This is a genomic window from Nioella sp. MMSF_3534 (genome assembly GCF_030732985.1).
GTDB lineage: Bacteria > Pseudomonadota > Alphaproteobacteria > Rhodobacterales > Rhodobacteraceae > Nioella.
This window is the reverse complement of the sequence record NZ_JASHJX010000006.1, coordinates 79,315-95,321: the sequence shown is the minus strand read 5'-3', so window position 1 is coordinate 95,321 and position 16,007 is coordinate 79,315. Positions and strand designations below refer to the sequence as shown.

Sequence of the window (16,007 nt, the reverse complement as noted above, 5' to 3'; positions counted from 1 at the left end):
ATGACCCTGACCCGCCGCCATTTCCTCGCCCTTTCCGCCGCTACGCTGACAGCGCGACCCGCGTTCGCCTCGGACCCGCAGGTGATCGGGGGGCAGGCCTTCGGGTCCTACTGGCGCGGGATGTTTGGCAGCGATTTGCCCGCGGGCGATGTCTCGGCTCTGATCAGCAGGGTCGTGGCCGATGTGGACGCGCAGATGTCGCCCTATCAGCCGGGATCGGAACTGTCGGTGTTCAACCGTGCGGGCCAAGCAGCCCTGTCCGGGGACGTGGCCGAGACCACCCGCGCCGCGTTGCAGATCGCGTCGGACACGGGCGGGGCGTTTGACCCCACCGTCGGGCCATTGGTAGCGCGCTACGGGTTCGGCCCGATCGAAGGGGCCGAGCGGGCGGGCTGGCAGGCGCTGAGCCTGTCCGGCGACCGGCTGACCCGCGTGGCAGAGGGCATAACGCTGGATCTGTGCGGCATCGCAAAGGGGCATGCGCTGGACCGGATGGCGGATGAGCTGGAGATTGCCGGGGCAGGGGGCTTCGTTCTGGAACTGGGCGGCGAAGTGGTCGCCCGTGGCCAGCACCCGGAGGGCCGCCCATGGCAGGTGGGCATCGAGGATGGTGCGGGCGGTCTTGCCGGTGTGGCGCGGTTCGACGGGATGGCCGTTGCCACCTCGGGGCTGTGGGATCAGAGCTATGCCGTCGGGCAAGGGCGTTATGGCCACCTGATTGACCCGATCACCGGCGCACCCGCGGGCGACACCCTGGCCTCGGTCTCGGTCTTCCATGACCGGGCGATGATGGCGGACGGGCTGGCCACCGCGCTCTTTGTGATGGGGGCTGCGCGGGCAGCGCAGTATGCACAAGCCAACGGGCTGGCCACGGTCCTCGTGGCACGCGGCGGAGGCGTCACCGTCACCGGCGCGGCACAGAGTTTCGTCGAGACAGGAGGGTTGGGCTGATGGGTGTCTTTCTGGCGGTTCTGGCCGTCTTCCTTCTGGCGGCCCTTGGCCTTGGCCTTGGGCTTCTGTTCGGGGGAAAACCCGTGCAGGGCAGTTGCGGCGGTCTGTCTTGCGGGGCCTGTGAGACCTGCCCGAGAAAGAGGGCCACCGAATGACCCAAGGCGCCACGATAGACCGCTACATGAGCCGCAACCTCGTGACCCTGTCGCCGGATATGGAGGTGACCCGCGCGGTTGCCACGCTGATCGAACATGACATTTCCGCCGCTCCGGTGGTGGATGATCTGGGCCGTCTGGTGGGCATCCTGACCGCCAGGGACTGTTTCCGCGCGGTGCTGCATGCCCATTACCATCAGGAGCTTGGCGACACTGTCGCGGGTTACATGACCGCCGATGTGACAACGCTCGACAGCGGTATGGGCGTCGTCGCCGCCGCGCAGGCGTTCATGGACAGCAATCACCGCCGCTATCCGGTGATGCAGGACGGGCGGCTTGTGGGCATCATCACCCGAATGGACCTGCTGCGCGCGTTTCAGGCGGAAGGCTAGGGCAGGCTCAGGGCCTCTCGTCCGACCGGTCCCATCTGCCGGGTGATCTGGTCTGTCAGGCTTTGTGCGGCCATGTGGGCCACCCGTTCCGGCAGGTTCCCCAGTTCCCCGGCCCGAGCGACAACGGTGATGGATCGTGAGAAGCTGGCCGCAGGCAGCGGGCGCAGTGACAGAGGCATCTGTTCGACAAACCCGTCGATCAGCAGGCTTGGGGTCAGGATGGTAAAGCCCAAGCCCTGCGCCACACAGGCGGTGACCATGCTGGACCGGTCCGCCTGAATGACCCGGGGCACCGCCAGTTTCAGCCGCCGCAGATGCTGTTCGGTGCGCCGCCCGACACTGGTGGTGGCGGCAAATCGAACCAAGGGCAGGTTGTCGAGGATGTCGGACAGCGACCCGCTTGGGCCACGGTAGCGTTCGGGCAGGACCAGCAGAAAGGTCTCGGTCAGCACATCGTGCCGTTCCAGCCCGTCCATGTCGTAGAACGGGTTCGAGGTGACCACCAGATCGGCGCGTTTGCTGCGCAACAGTGCTTCGTGATCACCGCTTTGGCCCGCATGCAGGGTCAGATCCTCGACCCCGAAATCGGCCTTGGTCAGGTTGACCAGCGGCGGGGTCAGGGTGGTGGCGATGGAGGCCAGCATTCCCACCCGCAGCACGCTGATCGGGCGGGGGCCTTCATGGCGCATGGAGGTTGCGAGGTCTTCGATGCTGTTCAGGATGCGCTGTGCGTGGCGCAGGCATAGCTCGCCCGCCTGTGTCAGTCTGAGCGGCCTGACGGACCGGTCCACCAGCCGTGCGTCGCAGGCCTCTTCCAGCGAGGCCAGTTGCTGCGACGCCGCAGATTGGGTGATGCCAAGCAGTTTCGCCGCGCGGGTCACCTGGCGGGTTTCGGCAATGGCCACGAAGACCTCCAGTGCGGTGACAAGGTTCTTGTCGGACAGCAGCCGCGAGGACAGTTTTTCCTGCATCATAAGAATACCTAATGCTGTGTGGTTTCATTTGCCGTGGTGCGGGCCGTTGGGTCAAGCTCTGGTGAGGCGAAACAGGGGTTTGGCATGGCAAGGCGTGGCAAGAGACGAGAGGTGGATCAAAGCACCATTCGCGCGCCTTATATTGATCGCAAGATCGGGCCGCTGCCGGTCCTGTCGCAGGAAGGGCTGGAGCTGATCGAGGCCAATGCCGACCGCATCCTTGCCGAAACGGGCATGGAGTTTCACGACGATCCAGAGATTCTACAGATTTTCGAGGAGGCCGGGTGCGATATCGACGGCACACGGGTGCGGTTCGCGCCCGGTTTCTGCCGCCGGACCATCACCGCGACAGCCCCCGCCAGCTACTCGCAACATGCCCGCAACCCCGCGAAATCGGTCCGTGTGGGCGGCAGTACCAGCGTGCTCTGCCCGTCCTGGGGCCCTCCCTTCGTGCAAGACCTTGACCGGGGGCGGCGCTATGCGTCCTACGATGATTTCACCGATCTGGTGAAGCTGCACCATATGATCCCCTGGCTGCACCATTCCGGCGGCGTGGTCTGCGAACCGGTGGATCTGCCCGCCAACAAGCGCCATCTCGACATGCTTTACGCCCATATCCGCTGGTCCGATCGGCCCTTCATGGGGGCCTTTATCGGGGCGGAACGGGCGGGGCACGCGATTGATATGGCGCGCATCTTGTTCGGGGCGGACTACGTGGCCGAGAACCCGGTGCTCTACTGCGTGTCGAACACCAACGCGCCGCTGGTGATGGATGCGCATATGTCGGGCGCGCTGAAAACCTATGCCCGCGCGGGCCAGCCCGTGGCCTGCACGCCCTGGACCCTGACCGGCGCGATGAGCCCCACGACCGTCGCCGGAACGCTGGCGCAGGTGCTGGCAGAGGCGATAGCCTGCCTTGCGCTGGTGCAGCTGGTCAATCCCGGCGCGCCCTGCCTGATGGGCTCTTTTGCCTCCACCATGTCGATGCAGACCGGCGCGCCTACCTTCGGTACACCGGAAGCGGGGCAGATGGTGCTGGCCGCGGGGCAACTGGCGCGGCGGCTTGGGGTGCCGTTTCATACCGTTGGCACGCTGTCCGCGTCGAAATTGCCGGACGGGCAAAGCCAGCAGGAAGGCACCTGGGGCCTGCTCATGTCGATGTTCGCGGGGGCCAATATGATCAATCACGCCACCGGCTGGCTGGAGGGTGGGCTGGTCACGGGATATGAGAAAACCATGATGGACGCGGATCTGTGCGGCAAGGTTGCAAGGTTCTTCGACGGCATCGACCTGTCCGAGAACGCGCAGGCGATGGAGGCGATTGCCGAAACCGGGCCGGGCAAGCATTTCCTGGGGTCCGAGCATACGCAGGCAAATTTCCTCGGGGCGCTGTTCCGGCCCGACCTGCCCGACAACAATTCCTATGAGCATTGGTCCGGGGCGGGTGCGTTTGACATGGCGCAGCGGGCGAATGGGCTGTGGAAACAGCGGCTTGCGGAGTATGATGATCCGGGGCTGGACCCTGCCGTAGACGAGGAACTGCAAGACTATATCGCACGCCGCAAGTCCGAGACCGAAGACAGGGCCTATTTCTGATGCGCGTCCTCGTCCGCCGCCTGGCAGAGCAGATCGAAGAAGGGCCTGTGATGCGCGTCGTAGTCGGTATAGGGCGCACCGAGCGCCGCAAGCTCCGCCCGGTAATCCCGATCCTCTGCCGGTTTGATCCCCGTGGAGGACAGCACCTCCGCATGCCACGCCTCGACCGATTTCCAGCCCTCGGGCACGTCGCTGTCCCAGCTCAGCGCCTCGGGGCAGTCGGGCAACCCCACGGCCTGCCAATAGCGCGCCATCTGCCCCGCGGGATCCGCGCGCAGCGCCGCCGAGCGGATGACGACCGGCTTCAGCCCCGCCGCGCGCAACTGTTCGTAAAGCCGCCACAGCCCCTCGATGCCGACCTCTTCGCAGGCGAAACCGGGGTCCTTGCGGTGGTAGGACAGGATGCTTTCAGCCGGATCGCGGACCAGAAACGCATGGCTCATGGCGCGCATGAAGTCCGGGTCGGCGGGCAGGCTGTCCTGCACGTAGTAGGCCATGTCCTTGAAGAAGACCGGGCGGTCCGCGCCAAGGCGCAGGATCATGTCTCGGATGCCCGCGTAGTCGGTCGGATGGCCCGGTTCCGGCTCGAAATTCTCGAAGGGTTTGTTCCCCGCACCGATATAGTAGTCATACATGAAGGGTTCATGCAGGACGGTCAGATCGCCCCTTTGCCTCATGATGCGTTCAAAGGCGGTCGAGACGGAGCGGGGGTGGCACCAGAGCGCGTGAATGGTCATGCCTGCGAAGCTGCGCCGGTTCGAACGCCCTGTCAATTCCCCGCGATAGGAGGCCCCGCATGAGCCGTACCATCATCATCGGCGGCGGGGCGATTGGCCTGTCATTGGCGTATCACCTGGCGCAGCGTGGGGCGCGCGATGTGGTGCTGCTGGAACGCAACCAGCTGACCTCCGGCACCAGCTGGCACGCGGCGGGGATCGTTGGCCCCCTGCGCGCAACGCCCAATTTGACGCGGCTGGCGATGTATGCCGGAGAGTTGTTTCCACGGCTGGAGGCCGAGACGGGGCAATCGACCGGCTATCGCAAGACCGGCGGCTATTGGCTGGCGCGGGTGCCGGAACGGATGGATGAGTTGCACCGGATTGCAGCCCTCGGGCGGCATCTCGGGTTGTCACCCCGGATGGTCGGTCCCGATGATCTGGCCCGCGATGTACCTTGCGTCGATCCCGCTGGTCTGGTCGGTGTGATGGACGTGGCCGAGGATGCCAGCGTCAATCCGGTGGACCTGTGCATGGCCTATGCGCGGGCGGCCAGGGCGGCGGGGGTGGAGATTCGGGAAAACACGGGCGTGGAGCGTCTGCTGATCGACGGGGGCCGGGTAACTGGCGTGAGGCTGGCGGATGGCACCGAGATGCAGGCCGACCACGTGGCGCTCTGCGCGGGCGCTTGGTCCAAGCGGCTGGCCGCCACGGCGGGGCTGGCGCTGACCTTGCAGCCGGTTGAGCACATGTATGTGGTCACCGAACCCCGGCCAGAGTTCGCGGGCTTCCCCGTGTTGCGTGACCTCGACCGGGGGATCTACATCAAGGGCGACACGGGCAAGCTGGTGATCGGTGGGTTTGAGCCGAATGCCAAATGCTGGGACCCGCATGGGCCGGAAGGCAACCGCCCTTTTCTTGAGATGGCCGAGGATTGGGATCAGTTCACCCCCTTCATGGAGGCGGCGCTGGATCTGATTCCGGCGCTTGAAACGACTGGCATCCAGCATTTCATGAACGGGCCGGAGAGTTTCACCGCAGATACCAAACCACTCATTGGGCAGGCACCCGGCATGGACGGGCTCTTCGTGGCGGCGGGGATGAATTCGGTCGGTGTCATGTCGTCGGCGGGCGTGGGCCGCGTGCTGGCCGATTGGATCGTGGACGGAACCCCGCCCATGGATCTTTGGGAAGTCGATATCGCCCGCTGCGATCCGCTTGCCGCCAGTGACACCCACATGGCCGCGCGGATGGAAGAGGCGGTGGCCGACCTCTTTGCCCTGCACTGGCCGTTCAAACAGCCCAAGGCCGGGCGGGGATTGCGGCTGTCACCGCTGCACGATCGCTGGCAGGCGCAAGGTGCTGTCTTTGGCCTGACCGCCGGGTGGGAGCGCGGGTTGTGGTATGCCGAGAGCGAAGCCGAGCGCAGCTTGCCCTATTCCATCGGCGCGCAGCCATGGGAGCCCATCGTCGCGCGGGAAGCCGCGCGGATGGAGACCGGCACCGTCCTGCTCGATCTCTCGCCGTTCAGCAAATTCCACATCCACGGGCCAGAGGCGCTGGCTTTCATGGAGCAGATCGCCTGTTCCCGGATGGACGTGTCCGAGTGCAAGGTCGTCTACACCCAGCTTCTGAACGCGAAAGGCGGGATCGAGGCGGATGTGACCGTGACGCGGCTGGCCGCCGACCGCTTCCGCCTGACCTCGGGCGCGGTAACACGCTGGCGGGATGGGGCGTACTTGCGCCGGGCGTCCCGTGGCTTCGACGTGACCGTGACGGATGTAACCGAAGAAACCTGCGTGATCGGCGTCATGGGCGCGGGCGCGCGGGATCTGCTGACGGTGGTGGCGGGCGATCACTGGCAGGATTTTCCCTTCGCTACCGCCCGCACGATCCCCTTCGCCCGCAAGGATTTTCGCGCCACGCGGATCAGCTTCGTGGGCGAATTGGGATGGGAGCTGAGTGCCACGCCTGATGTGGCCGGGCCGCTTTTCGATCAGTTGATCGCGGCAGGGGCGCGGCCCATGGGGCATTACGCGGTGGATGCCTGCCGGCTGGAAAAGGGCTTCGTCCACTGGGGCCATGACGTCGGGCCGGAGATCACGCCACTGGAGGCCGGGGTGGGTTTCTGCGTCGATTGGTCGAAGGACTTTACCGGCAAGCCTGCGCTTGTGGCACAGCGCGGCAATCTCACCCGCAAGCTGGTGCTGTTGCAGGTCGAGGGCGATCCGCTTGCCCTGCACGACGAACCGGTATGGGAAGCGGGCCGCGTCGTCGGTCTGACCACCTCTGGCGGGCGCGGCGCGCGGACCGGGCAGACACTGGCCTTCGCGCTGCTGGACCTGACTGACACGCCTCTCTCAGACCGGCTGTTCGAGATCGACATCGCGGGGGCACGCTATCCGGCGAAGGTGCTGCCACAGCCCCCCTATGACCCCAAAGGCGAAAGGATGCGCGCATGACCGAGGCGCAGGTTTTCATTATTGGCGGCGGCGCCATGGGCGTGTCGCTGGCCTATCACCTCGCCAAGGCGGGCTGGTCCGACGTGGTGCTGACGGAAAAGAACGACCTGACCCATGGCTCGACCTGGCACGCGGCGGGGCTGTGCACCCATTTCGCCCATAGCGCCACGATCCAGGCGCTTCGGGCGCATTCGGTGAAGCTATATCGTGACGTGCTGCCGGAAGAGACCGGGCAAAGCTGTGGGTTCCATCGGTCCGGCGCCATGCGGGTAACGAAGAACCCCGACCGGATGGACGAGTTCCGCCATGTGGCGGGGCTCTCGGCCTTTACCGGTTACCCGCTGGAGGTACTGACGCCGGACCGGATCGCGGAACTGCACCCGCTGGCGCGGCTCGACGGTCTGTTGGGCGGGATATATGAGCCCGATGACGGCCATGTCGACCCCTCGCTGGCCACCAACGCGATGGCGCAGGTTGCGCAGCGGAACGGGGCCACGATCCTGCGCCAGAACCCGGTTCTGTCCATTGCGCGCGAGGACAAGGCCTGGATCGTGGAAACGCCCAAAGGAACAATCCGCGCCCGCCAGATCGTGAATGCCGCCGGAACCTGGGGCTTCGAGGTCGGCCAGATGATGGGGGTGAACGTGCCCTCCGTCCCCGTGCTGCACCAGTACCTTGTCACCGACACCGTGCCCGACGTGGCCGAGCGTATCGCGGCAGGTCTGCCCGAACTGCCCATGATCCGCGACCCGGAAGAAAGCTGGTATCTGCGGCAGGAACGCGACGGGCTGATCCTTGGCCCCTACGAGAAAGAAGCGCAGGTTTGGTCTGTCGATGGCGTTCCGCCGGAGTTCGGGGCCGAGCTGATGCCGCCCGATCTGGACCGGGTGGAGCATATCATCGAGGCCGCGATGGCCCGCGTTCCAGCCGTGGGGAATGGCGGGGTCAAGACGGTGGTGAACGGCCCGATTACCTTCACCCCCGACGCCAATCCGCTGATCGGTCCAGCCCATGGGGTGCCGGGGGCGTGGTTGCTGACAGGGTCTTCCATGGGGGTGATGGAAGGCGGCGGCGCGGGCTGGTTCCTGGCCCATTGGATGACGCATGGGGCACCGCCGATGGATGCGCTTGCCGTGGACAGCCGCCGTTTCGGGGCTTGGGCGGATCGTGACTTCCGCGTGGCCAAGGCGGTGGAATGCTTCGGCCTGCAATTCGGCGTGCACTACCCGTATGAGGAACGCCCCGCCGGGCGCGGGTTGCGCCTGTCGCCGTTGCATGACCGCATGGTTGCGCGCGGTGCCGTCATGGGCGCGGCGCATGGCTGGGAGCGGCCCAACTGGTTCTCCGACAGGCCCGATGATCATGCGAGGGAGAGTTTCCAGCGGACAAACTGGTTCGAGCCCGTCGCGCGGGAGGTCGCCTGTGTGACGAACAGAGTGGCGCTGGCCGATCTGTCGGTTTTCTCGAAATTCGAGGTCACCGGGCCAGGTACGTCAGACTTCCTCGATACGCTCGGGGCCAACAGGCCGCCGCGCATCGGTCGGATCGGGCTGATCCATGCGCTGACCCCGGCAGGGGGCGTGTTGTCGGAATTTACCGTGGCCCGGCTGGCCAAGGATCACGCCTATCTGACCAGCGCCGCAGCGGCGGAGGAGATCGACCTCGACCTGTTGAACACGCATGCGTCGGGCTTCAATGTGGCCGTGACGAATGTCACCGAGCGGCTCGGGGTCATCGGCCTGATGGGGCCAAAATCGCGCGATGTTCTGGGGGCGCTGACCGATGCAGACCTTGGCGACGGCTTCCCGTGGCTTGCCGTGCAGGAGATCACCGTCGCGGGTCTGCCGGTGCGGGCGCTTCGCGTCTCCTATCTTGGCGAATTGGGGTGGGAACTGCATGCCGAGGCAGCGCACCTGCCCGCGCTTTTCGATGCGTTTGAAGAGGCTGGCCAGCCCCATGGGATTGGCTTTTACGGGGCCTATGCCGCCAATTCCATGCGGCTCGAAAAAGGCTATCGCGGGTGGGGCGCGGACCTGACCACCGAACGCTCTCCGCTGGAAAGCGGGCTTGCCGCCTTCACAAAGAGCGAGGGCCGCGACTTCCCCGGACGGCAGGCCCTGCTGACGCGCCCCAACGATTGGCAGTCTGTCCTGCTGCGAATCGAGGACGGTCGGACCGATCCGTTCTATGCCCACCCTGTCCGGCAGGGCGACCGGATCATCGGCATCGTCACCTCGGGCGGGTTTGGCCATAGGGTTGGTCAGGCTCTGGCCCTTGCTTTGCTGCGCGAACCGCTGTCGGGTGAGGCCCTGAGTATCGAAATCCTGGGCCAGCGCCGCACCGCCACCGTGCTGGACCGCCCGCCCTTCGACCCCGACAACAGCCGCCTGCGCGCGTGAAAGGAGCCCAAGATGACCGACCTACCCATTGACTGGACGACCGAAGGCACCGCTCGCCGCCGCGACGCCTATTACGCGGCAACACAGACGAAATTCGTGCCCTTCAAGGATCCGATCGTCTTCCGCAAAGGGCAGATGCAATACCTGTGGGATGCGGAGGGCAACAAGTATACCGACCTTCTGGGCATGAACGTCTGCATCTCGGTCGGCCATTCGCACCCCAAGGTGGTCGCCGCCGCCCAAGCGCAGGCCGCCGATCTGACCCATTGCACGACGATGTTCTATCACCCGGTTCCTGCCCATCTGGCGGAGGAACTGGCCGCGACCATGCCCAAGGGCCATGACTGGGTGGTGCATTTCACCAATTCCGGGGCCGAGGCCATCGACCTCGCCATGACCATCGCGCGGACCTATACGGGCAATCTTGACCTGCTGGCGCTGCGCACCGCCTATCACGGGCCGACCGCCGCCGCGCAATCCGTCACCGGCATTTCTACCTGGCGCCACCCCGGCATGCCCGGCAACGTCGCCTTTGTGGCCGACCCCAACCAGTATCGCGGGATCTTCGGGGAAAACGCGGGGGCGGCCCCGTATCTGGATGAGATCGAGCGCACTATTGCCACCGCGACCTCCGGCAGGATCGCCGGGATGCTGGTGGAAAGCGTGCAGGGCTATGGCGGCATCATCGAGATGCCCAAGGGCTACATGTCCGGCGCGGCGGAGCGGGTGCGCGCAGCGGGCGGGCTTTACATCGCGGATGAGGTGCAATCGGGTTTCGGGCGCACGGGCGATCACATGTGGGGGTTCGAGGCCGATGGCGTGGTGCCCGATATCGTCGTCATGGCCAAGGGGATCGGCAATGGCTTCCCGCTTGGGGCCGTGGTGACCCGAAAGGACATCGCCGCGCCGATGGCGGAAAAGTTCATGTTCCACACCTATGGCGCCAATCCCACCAGCTGCGCGGCGGGACGCGCGGTGCTGAAGGTCATCCGCGAGGACAAGGTGCAGGAAAACGCCCGAACGGTCGGCGCGGCACTGCTCAAGCGCCTGCATGAGTTGAAGGACAAGCACGAGGCCATTGGCGACGTGCGGGGCAGGGGGCTGATGCTGGCCATCGAGATGGTGAAGGACCGGCGCAGCAAGGAACCCGACCGCGACACCACATCGGCGGTGTTCGAGAACTGCCGCGCCTCGCGCCTGATCCTGTCCAAATCCGGGCCCACGCAATCGGTGCTGCGCATGGTGCCGCCGATGTGCCTGTCTTTGGCAGATGTGGACGAGGTGGCGGAAGGGCTCGACCGGGCCTTCACCGCGCTCGGCTGACGGGGCATTGCCTGTCGCGCCCATCTGCGCTTTGACTTGGGGACAGTCGTCCAACTGAAAGCAAGCCTCATGACATTCACCACGCGGCCCGAAATCTCCGGCACGTTCGGCATGGTCACCAGCACCCATTGGCTGGCCACGGCGGCAGGCATGAAGATGCTGGAGGCGGGCGGTAGTGCAGCTGATGCGGCGGTGGCCACGGGCTTTGTTTTGAACGTGGTGGAGCCGCATCTGAACGGGCCTTTGGGCGACATGCCGCTGCTTTTCCGCGCTGCCGGGGCGGAGGAACCCGTTGTGATCTGCGGGCAGGGGACCGCGCCTGCCGGGGCGACGATTGACCATTACCGCGCCCAGGGGCTGACCCGTATCCCCGGTTCCGGCCTGCTGGCCACTGTCGTGCCGGGGGCTTTTGACGCGTGGATGTTGCTGCTCCGCGACCACGGTCGCCTGCCGCTGGCCGACGTGCTGGCCCCCGCGATCCACTATGCGCGCCATGGGCATCCGATCCTGCCGCGTGTCGCGAATGAGATTGCGGGCATGGCGGATGTGTTCCGAACGGAATGGCCAACCTCCGCCCCGGTCTGGCTGCCCGGTGGATCAGCACCCCAAGCAGGCGCGCTCTTCGCCAACCCCGCACTGGCCGATTTCTGGGAGAGGCTGGTCGATGAGGCCAAGGGCGCGGGCGTGGACCGGGTGGCGCAGATCGAAGCGGCGCGGGTTGCTTTCTACGAAGGGTTTGTCGCAGAAGCGATTGACGATTTCCTGCGCGATGCCGAGGTGCTGGACGCCTCGGGCCAACGCCACAAGGGCGTGATGACCGGGCAGGACATGGCCGATTGGCGGGCGAGCTTTGAGGCCCCGATCTCGGTCGATCATGCGGGCTGGACCGTCTGGAAATGCGGCGGCTGGACCCAGGGTCCGGTGCTGTTGCAATGCCTGCAAATGCTGCGCGGCGACGATCTGGCCGGGATGGACCCGATGGGGGCGGAGGTCGTTCACCTCGTCACCGAGGCGCTGAAGCTCGCCTTCGCGGATCGCGACGCCTATCTGGGAGAGCCGAATGGCAAGGATCTGCCGCTGAAAACGCTTCTGTCAGCCGAGTACGGCGTGGCGCGGCGGGCCGAAATCGGGGATAACGCCAGTTTCGATTTCCGGCCGGGCTCCATCGCGGGATATGAGGGATGGGCCAATGCCTTCCGCGCCCACGTGGCGGAACCCGTGCCGGACAATACCGGTATCGGCATCGGTGAGCCGACAATGGCGCATATGACGGCGAAAAAAGGCGATACCTGCCACGTCGATGTGGTGGACCAATGGGGCAACATGGTGTCTGCGACACCGTCGGGCGGATGGCTGAAATCCTCGCCCGTGGTGCCGGGGCTTGGGGTTCCGCTCAACACCCGTGCGCAGATGTTCTGGTTGGAGGAGGGGTTGCCCACCTCGCTCGCCCCCGGTCGCAGGCCGCGCACGACACTGTCGCCCTCGATGGCCCAGGCCCCGGACGGGGCGAGGCTGGCCTTTGGCACACCGGGCGGGGATCAGCAGGATCAATGGCAGCTGACCTTTCTGCTGCGGCTGATCCATCACGGCATGAACATGCAAGAGGCCATCGACGGGCCGCTTTTCCACACGGGCCACCTGCTGGAAAGCTTCTATCCGCGCGGCACCAGGCCCGGACGTCTGGTGATCGAGCCGAACTTCCCCAAGGCGACGCTGGCCGAACTGGACCGGCGCGGCCACCGGCTGGAGGTCTCGGACCCATGGGCCATCGGGCGGCTGACCGCCGCGCGCATCCGGCCTGACGGGATCATGTCCGCCGCTGCAACGCCGCGCCTGATGCAAGCCTATGCCGCCGGGCGTTGAGGGGCGCAGCCACATGATGCGGTCAGCGGTCCGGGCTTGTCCTGCCATGAGGGCGGAGTTCTGGCACATTCGATATATTCTCTGAGACATAATGAGCCCTTGCCATCGGGCGGCTCATGCGGCTAACTCCTTTTCATGTCCCACCCCGACCAGTTGCCATCACCACCCTCCCGCTTGCGCCTCAGACTTCTCTTCGGAGATGACCTGATGCTTGGCCCCGGCAAGGCGGATCTGCTGGAGGGCATACGCGACACCGGTTCGATTGCCGCTGCCGGACGGGCCATGTCCATGAGCTACAAAAGGGCGTGGACCCTTGTAGATCAGATGAATGGCGCGTTTCGAACGCCGCTCGTCGACAGCGTTCGGGGCGGGGCGAAAGGCGGCGGTGCAAGATTGACCGAAGCCGGGGAACAAGTGCTGAAGCATTATCGGAAACTGGAAGACATCGCTGCCGAGGCAGGTGCCGCGCGGATCAATGCCATATCGGATCTGTTGAAGACCGGGGATGCCGCCCCGGACAATCAGGGGCACGGCTGATGTCAGCGATGTGTTTCAGTGGCCATAACGTGGAGGGGATCACTCATCAACCCGGACCCGCGCGCCTTGTCTGTTTCATGGCATCTTTGTTGGCCATGATCTTGGCCTCTGCCCCGGCAGCAGCCGAAACGGTGACGGTCTTCGCTGCCGCCAGCCTGACCACGGCGCTGACGCAGGTTGCGGAGCAGTATGAAGACACAGAAGGCGGGGAGATCGCGCTTTCCTTCGCGGGATCGTCGGCCCTTGCGCGCCAGATTCAGCTAGGCGCCCCTGCCGATATCTTCATTTCCGCCAACCCCGATTGGATGGACCTTCTGCAGGCGGGGGATCTGATCGACCCCGACAGCCGAACTGACCTGTTGGGCAATAGCCTTGTGCTGATCGCGCATGAGCCAATCGACCATGTCGACCTAAACGCTGACCTGGATCTCTCCGCGCTGCTCGGCCCCGGTCGCCTCGCCATGGCGCTGACGCAAGCCGTGCCCGCAGGGATCTACGGACGCGCGGCGCTGAACACGCTTGGGCTGTGGGATCAGGTGGCCACGCAGGTGGTCGAGACGGATAATGTCCGGGCGGCGCTGGCGTTGGTTGCGCTTGGCGAGGCCCCGCTTGGCGTGGTCTATGCGACCGATGCACGGGCCAATCCCGAGGTTCACGTGATCGCGACATTCCCCCCGGACAGCCACCCGCAGATCACCTATCCGGCTGCCCTGTTATACGGTCCGGCCGGAGAGGAGGCCGGAGGGTTCCTGACCTTCCTTCTAGGCCCCGATGCCCGCGCGGTGTTCGAGGCTGAGGGCTTCACAGTGTTGGGGGACTAGGCCGGTGGACTGGCTGGGACCGGAAGAATGGCAAGCGGTGGCCCTGTCGCTGCGCGTGTCGCTTTGGGCGACGCTGGCCAGCCTGCCGCTTGGCATCTTTACCGCCTATGCGCTGGCGCGCTGGAGGTTTCCGGGGCATGGTTTGGTCAACGGACTGGTACACCTGCCGCTGATCCTGCCGCCCGTGGTCACCGGTTACCTGTTGCTCCTGACCTTCGGGACGCGCGGGCCTGTCGGGTCGGTTCTGCAAGACATAGGCATTGTCCTGGCCTTCCGCTGGACCGGTGCGGCGCTGGCTGCCGCCGTCATGGCCTTTCCGCTGATGGTGCGCGCCATTCGCCTGTCGATCGAAGCCGTCGATCCCAAGCTGGAACAGGCGGCCGCCACGCTCGGGGCCTCTCGCCTTTGGGTCTTTGCCACCGTGACCTTGCCGATGATCCTGCCCGGCATCATCGCGGGCGCGATCCTGGCCTTTGCCAAGGCCATGGGGGAATTCGGCGCGACGATTACTTTCGTGTCCAACATCCCCGGCCAGACCCGCACCGTGCCCTCCGCAATCTATGCCTTCCTGCAAGTGCCGGGCGGTGAAGACGCGGCGATGCGGCTTGTGCTGGTCTCGGTCGCCGTGGCCATGACCGCGCTGCTTGTTTCGGAAGTCATCGCGCGGAAGATTGCCGCAAGGGTGTCCGGCACATGACCCTGTCGGTCTCCCTTCGCCACGCTTTGCCGGGGTTTCTGCTGGACGCGGAGTTCGACGCTCCGCCCGGCATAACGGTGCTGTTCGGGCGGTCCGGGTCCGGCAAGACCACGATCGCCAACGCGGTGGCGGGGCTGCTTCGGCCAGACCGGGGGCGGATTGTGGCCGCGGATCAGGTGCTGATGGATAGCGACCGGGGCCTGTGGGTGGCGCCGAACAGGCGCCGGATCGGCTATGTCTTTCAGGAGGGACGGCTGTTTCCACATCTGACCGTGCGCCAGAACCTGGCCTATGGCCGCTGGTTCGCCCCCAAGGGCGCACGGATCGAGGACTTGGCGCATGTGGTCGATCTTCTTGGGATCGGGAACCTGCTGACCCGTCGCCCCGGAGCGCTGTCAGGCGGTGAAAAGCAGCGGGTGGCAATCGGTCGGGCCTTGTTGTCCGCGCCACGGCTGATCGTGGCGGATGAACCGCTTGCTGCCCTCGACGAGGCACGCAAGGCCGAGATCCTGCCCTTTCTGGAACGGTTGCGCGACGAGGTTGAAATTCCGATCCTCTATGTCAGTCATTCGGCTGCCGAGGTGGCGCGTCTGGCGACAACGGTGGTGGCGCTTGAAAACGGGCGGGTGATCCGGCAGGGGGCCGCGGCCGAGGTGCTGTCCGATCCTGCCGTTACCCCGCTCGGGGCGCGATCCGCCGGGGCACTGCTGATGGCTAGGGTGGTTGCCCATCATGACGACGGGTTGACACAGCTTGATGCCGGGGGATGTCCGCTGTTTCTGCCGCGCATTCCGCAACCGCCGGGCCATGCGGTCCGCATTCGCATCGCGGCGCATGACGTGATTTTGTCGCGCGTAAGGCCAGAGGGGCTGTCGGCGTTGAACATCCTGCCGGGGACCGTGCGGGATATCCGGGCAGGCGACGGGCCCGGCGCTATCCTGTCGCTCGACACTGCCGCAGGGGTGGTGCTGGCAAGGGTCACCCGCAGGTCAGTCGCATCGCTTTCGCTGGTGCCGGGAACGTCCTGCCATGCGGTGATCAAGACGGTGGCCATAGCGCCTGAAGATGTCGGCGCGCTTTAGCCAGCAAGATTTTTCCGGAAAAATCTTGCGGCGAAGGTA

The 16,007-nt window shown here is 65.6% G+C and carries 14 protein-coding genes; 12 read left to right on the top strand and 2 right to left on the bottom strand.

Translation table 11 applies throughout. From position 1 onward, the window contains the following. From RBB16_RS04290 to RBB16_RS04280, 3 genes are read left to right on the top strand one after another with little or no spacing between them, the layout of a single operon-like run. Positions 1 to 951 carry an FAD:protein FMN transferase gene (locus RBB16_RS04290; protein WP_306044973.1) on the top strand — a complete coding sequence of 317 codons (951 nt, stop codon included), beginning with the start codon at positions 1 to 3 and terminating at the stop codon, positions 949 to 951. Then, the gene (locus RBB16_RS04285) at positions 951 to 1,106 is read left to right on the top strand and encodes a hypothetical protein (protein WP_306044972.1); all 156 of its coding nucleotides are present in this window, start codon (positions 951 to 953) and stop codon (positions 1,104 to 1,106) included. The genes RBB16_RS04290 and RBB16_RS04285 overlap by 1 nt, the downstream gene beginning before the upstream one ends. Continuing rightward, on the top strand, positions 1,103 to 1,498 hold the full coding sequence (locus RBB16_RS04280; RefSeq protein WP_306044971.1) for a CBS domain-containing protein: 396 nt from the start codon (positions 1,103 to 1,105) through the stop codon (positions 1,496 to 1,498). Before RBB16_RS04285 ends, RBB16_RS04280 begins: the two co-directional genes overlap by 4 nt. On the opposite strand, the gene RBB16_RS04275 is transcribed toward RBB16_RS04280, so the two are convergent. Then, positions 1,495 to 2,472 (bottom strand): LysR family transcriptional regulator, encoded by a 978-nt coding sequence (locus tag RBB16_RS04275; RefSeq protein WP_306044970.1) that lies wholly within the window; start codon positions 2,470 to 2,472, stop codon positions 1,495 to 1,497. The two genes, RBB16_RS04280 and RBB16_RS04275, sit on opposite strands and share 4 nt — an antisense overlap. Before the next feature lie 84 nt (positions 2,473 to 2,556). Between RBB16_RS04275 and RBB16_RS04270 the strand changes: the two genes are divergently transcribed. Next, positions 2,557 to 4,068, top strand: coding sequence for a trimethylamine methyltransferase family protein (locus RBB16_RS04270; protein WP_306044969.1), 1,512 nt, complete (start codon positions 2,557 to 2,559; stop codon positions 4,066 to 4,068). On the opposite strand, the gene RBB16_RS04265 is transcribed toward RBB16_RS04270, so the two are convergent. Next, entirely contained in the window at positions 4,059 to 4,805 is a 747-nt protein-coding gene (locus RBB16_RS04265) for a hypothetical protein (RefSeq protein WP_306044968.1), read from the bottom strand. The two genes, RBB16_RS04270 and RBB16_RS04265, sit on opposite strands and share 10 nt — an antisense overlap. 59 nt (positions 4,806 to 4,864) lie before the next feature. Here RBB16_RS04265 and RBB16_RS04260 point away from each other — a divergent pair, with 59 nt between their 5' ends. The 8 genes from RBB16_RS04260 to modC all read left to right on the top strand — a co-directional run bounded on the left by RBB16_RS04260 (position 4,865) and on the right by modC (position 15,968). Next, the gene (locus tag RBB16_RS04260) at positions 4,865 to 7,246 is read left to right on the top strand and encodes an FAD-dependent oxidoreductase (protein WP_306044967.1); all 2,382 of its coding nucleotides are present in this window, start codon (positions 4,865 to 4,867) and stop codon (positions 7,244 to 7,246) included. Next, a complete protein-coding gene (locus tag RBB16_RS04255) occupies positions 7,243 to 9,645 on the top strand; it encodes an FAD-dependent oxidoreductase (RefSeq protein WP_306044966.1) in 2,403 nt (800 codons plus the stop codon). The genes RBB16_RS04260 and RBB16_RS04255 overlap by 4 nt, the downstream gene beginning before the upstream one ends. Before the next feature lie 12 nt (positions 9,646 to 9,657). Beyond that, a complete protein-coding gene (locus RBB16_RS04250) occupies positions 9,658 to 10,968 on the top strand; it encodes an aspartate aminotransferase family protein (RefSeq protein WP_306044965.1) in 1,311 nt (436 codons plus the stop codon). Positions 10,969 to 11,037: 69 nt separating this feature from the next. Then, complete coding sequence (locus RBB16_RS04245) at positions 11,038 to 12,831, top strand: gamma-glutamyltransferase family protein (RefSeq protein ID WP_306044964.1); 1,794 nt, start codon at positions 11,038 to 11,040, stop codon at positions 12,829 to 12,831. Between the two features lie 207 nt (positions 12,832 to 13,038). Further along, positions 13,039 to 13,368, top strand: a complete 330-nt coding sequence (locus RBB16_RS04240; protein WP_306044963.1) for a winged helix-turn-helix domain-containing protein — start codon at positions 13,039 to 13,041, stop codon at positions 13,366 to 13,368. Between the two features lie 95 nt (positions 13,369 to 13,463). Continuing rightward, positions 13,464 to 14,189 carry a molybdate ABC transporter substrate-binding protein gene (modA, locus tag RBB16_RS04235; protein ID WP_306045010.1) on the top strand — a complete coding sequence of 242 codons (726 nt, stop codon included), beginning with the start codon at positions 13,464 to 13,466 and terminating at the stop codon, positions 14,187 to 14,189. A gap of 4 nt (positions 14,190 to 14,193) precedes the next feature. Beyond that, positions 14,194 to 14,886 carry a molybdate ABC transporter permease subunit gene (gene modB / locus RBB16_RS04230; protein ID WP_306044962.1) on the top strand — a complete coding sequence of 231 codons (693 nt, stop codon included), beginning with the start codon at positions 14,194 to 14,196 and terminating at the stop codon, positions 14,884 to 14,886. Then, positions 14,883 to 15,968: a molybdenum ABC transporter ATP-binding protein gene (gene modC, locus RBB16_RS04225; RefSeq protein ID WP_306044961.1), complete on the top strand. Its 1,086-nt coding sequence runs from the start codon at positions 14,883 to 14,885 to the stop codon at positions 15,966 to 15,968. Before modB ends, modC begins: the two co-directional genes overlap by 4 nt. The last annotated feature ends 39 nt before the right edge of the window (positions 15,969 to 16,007 follow it).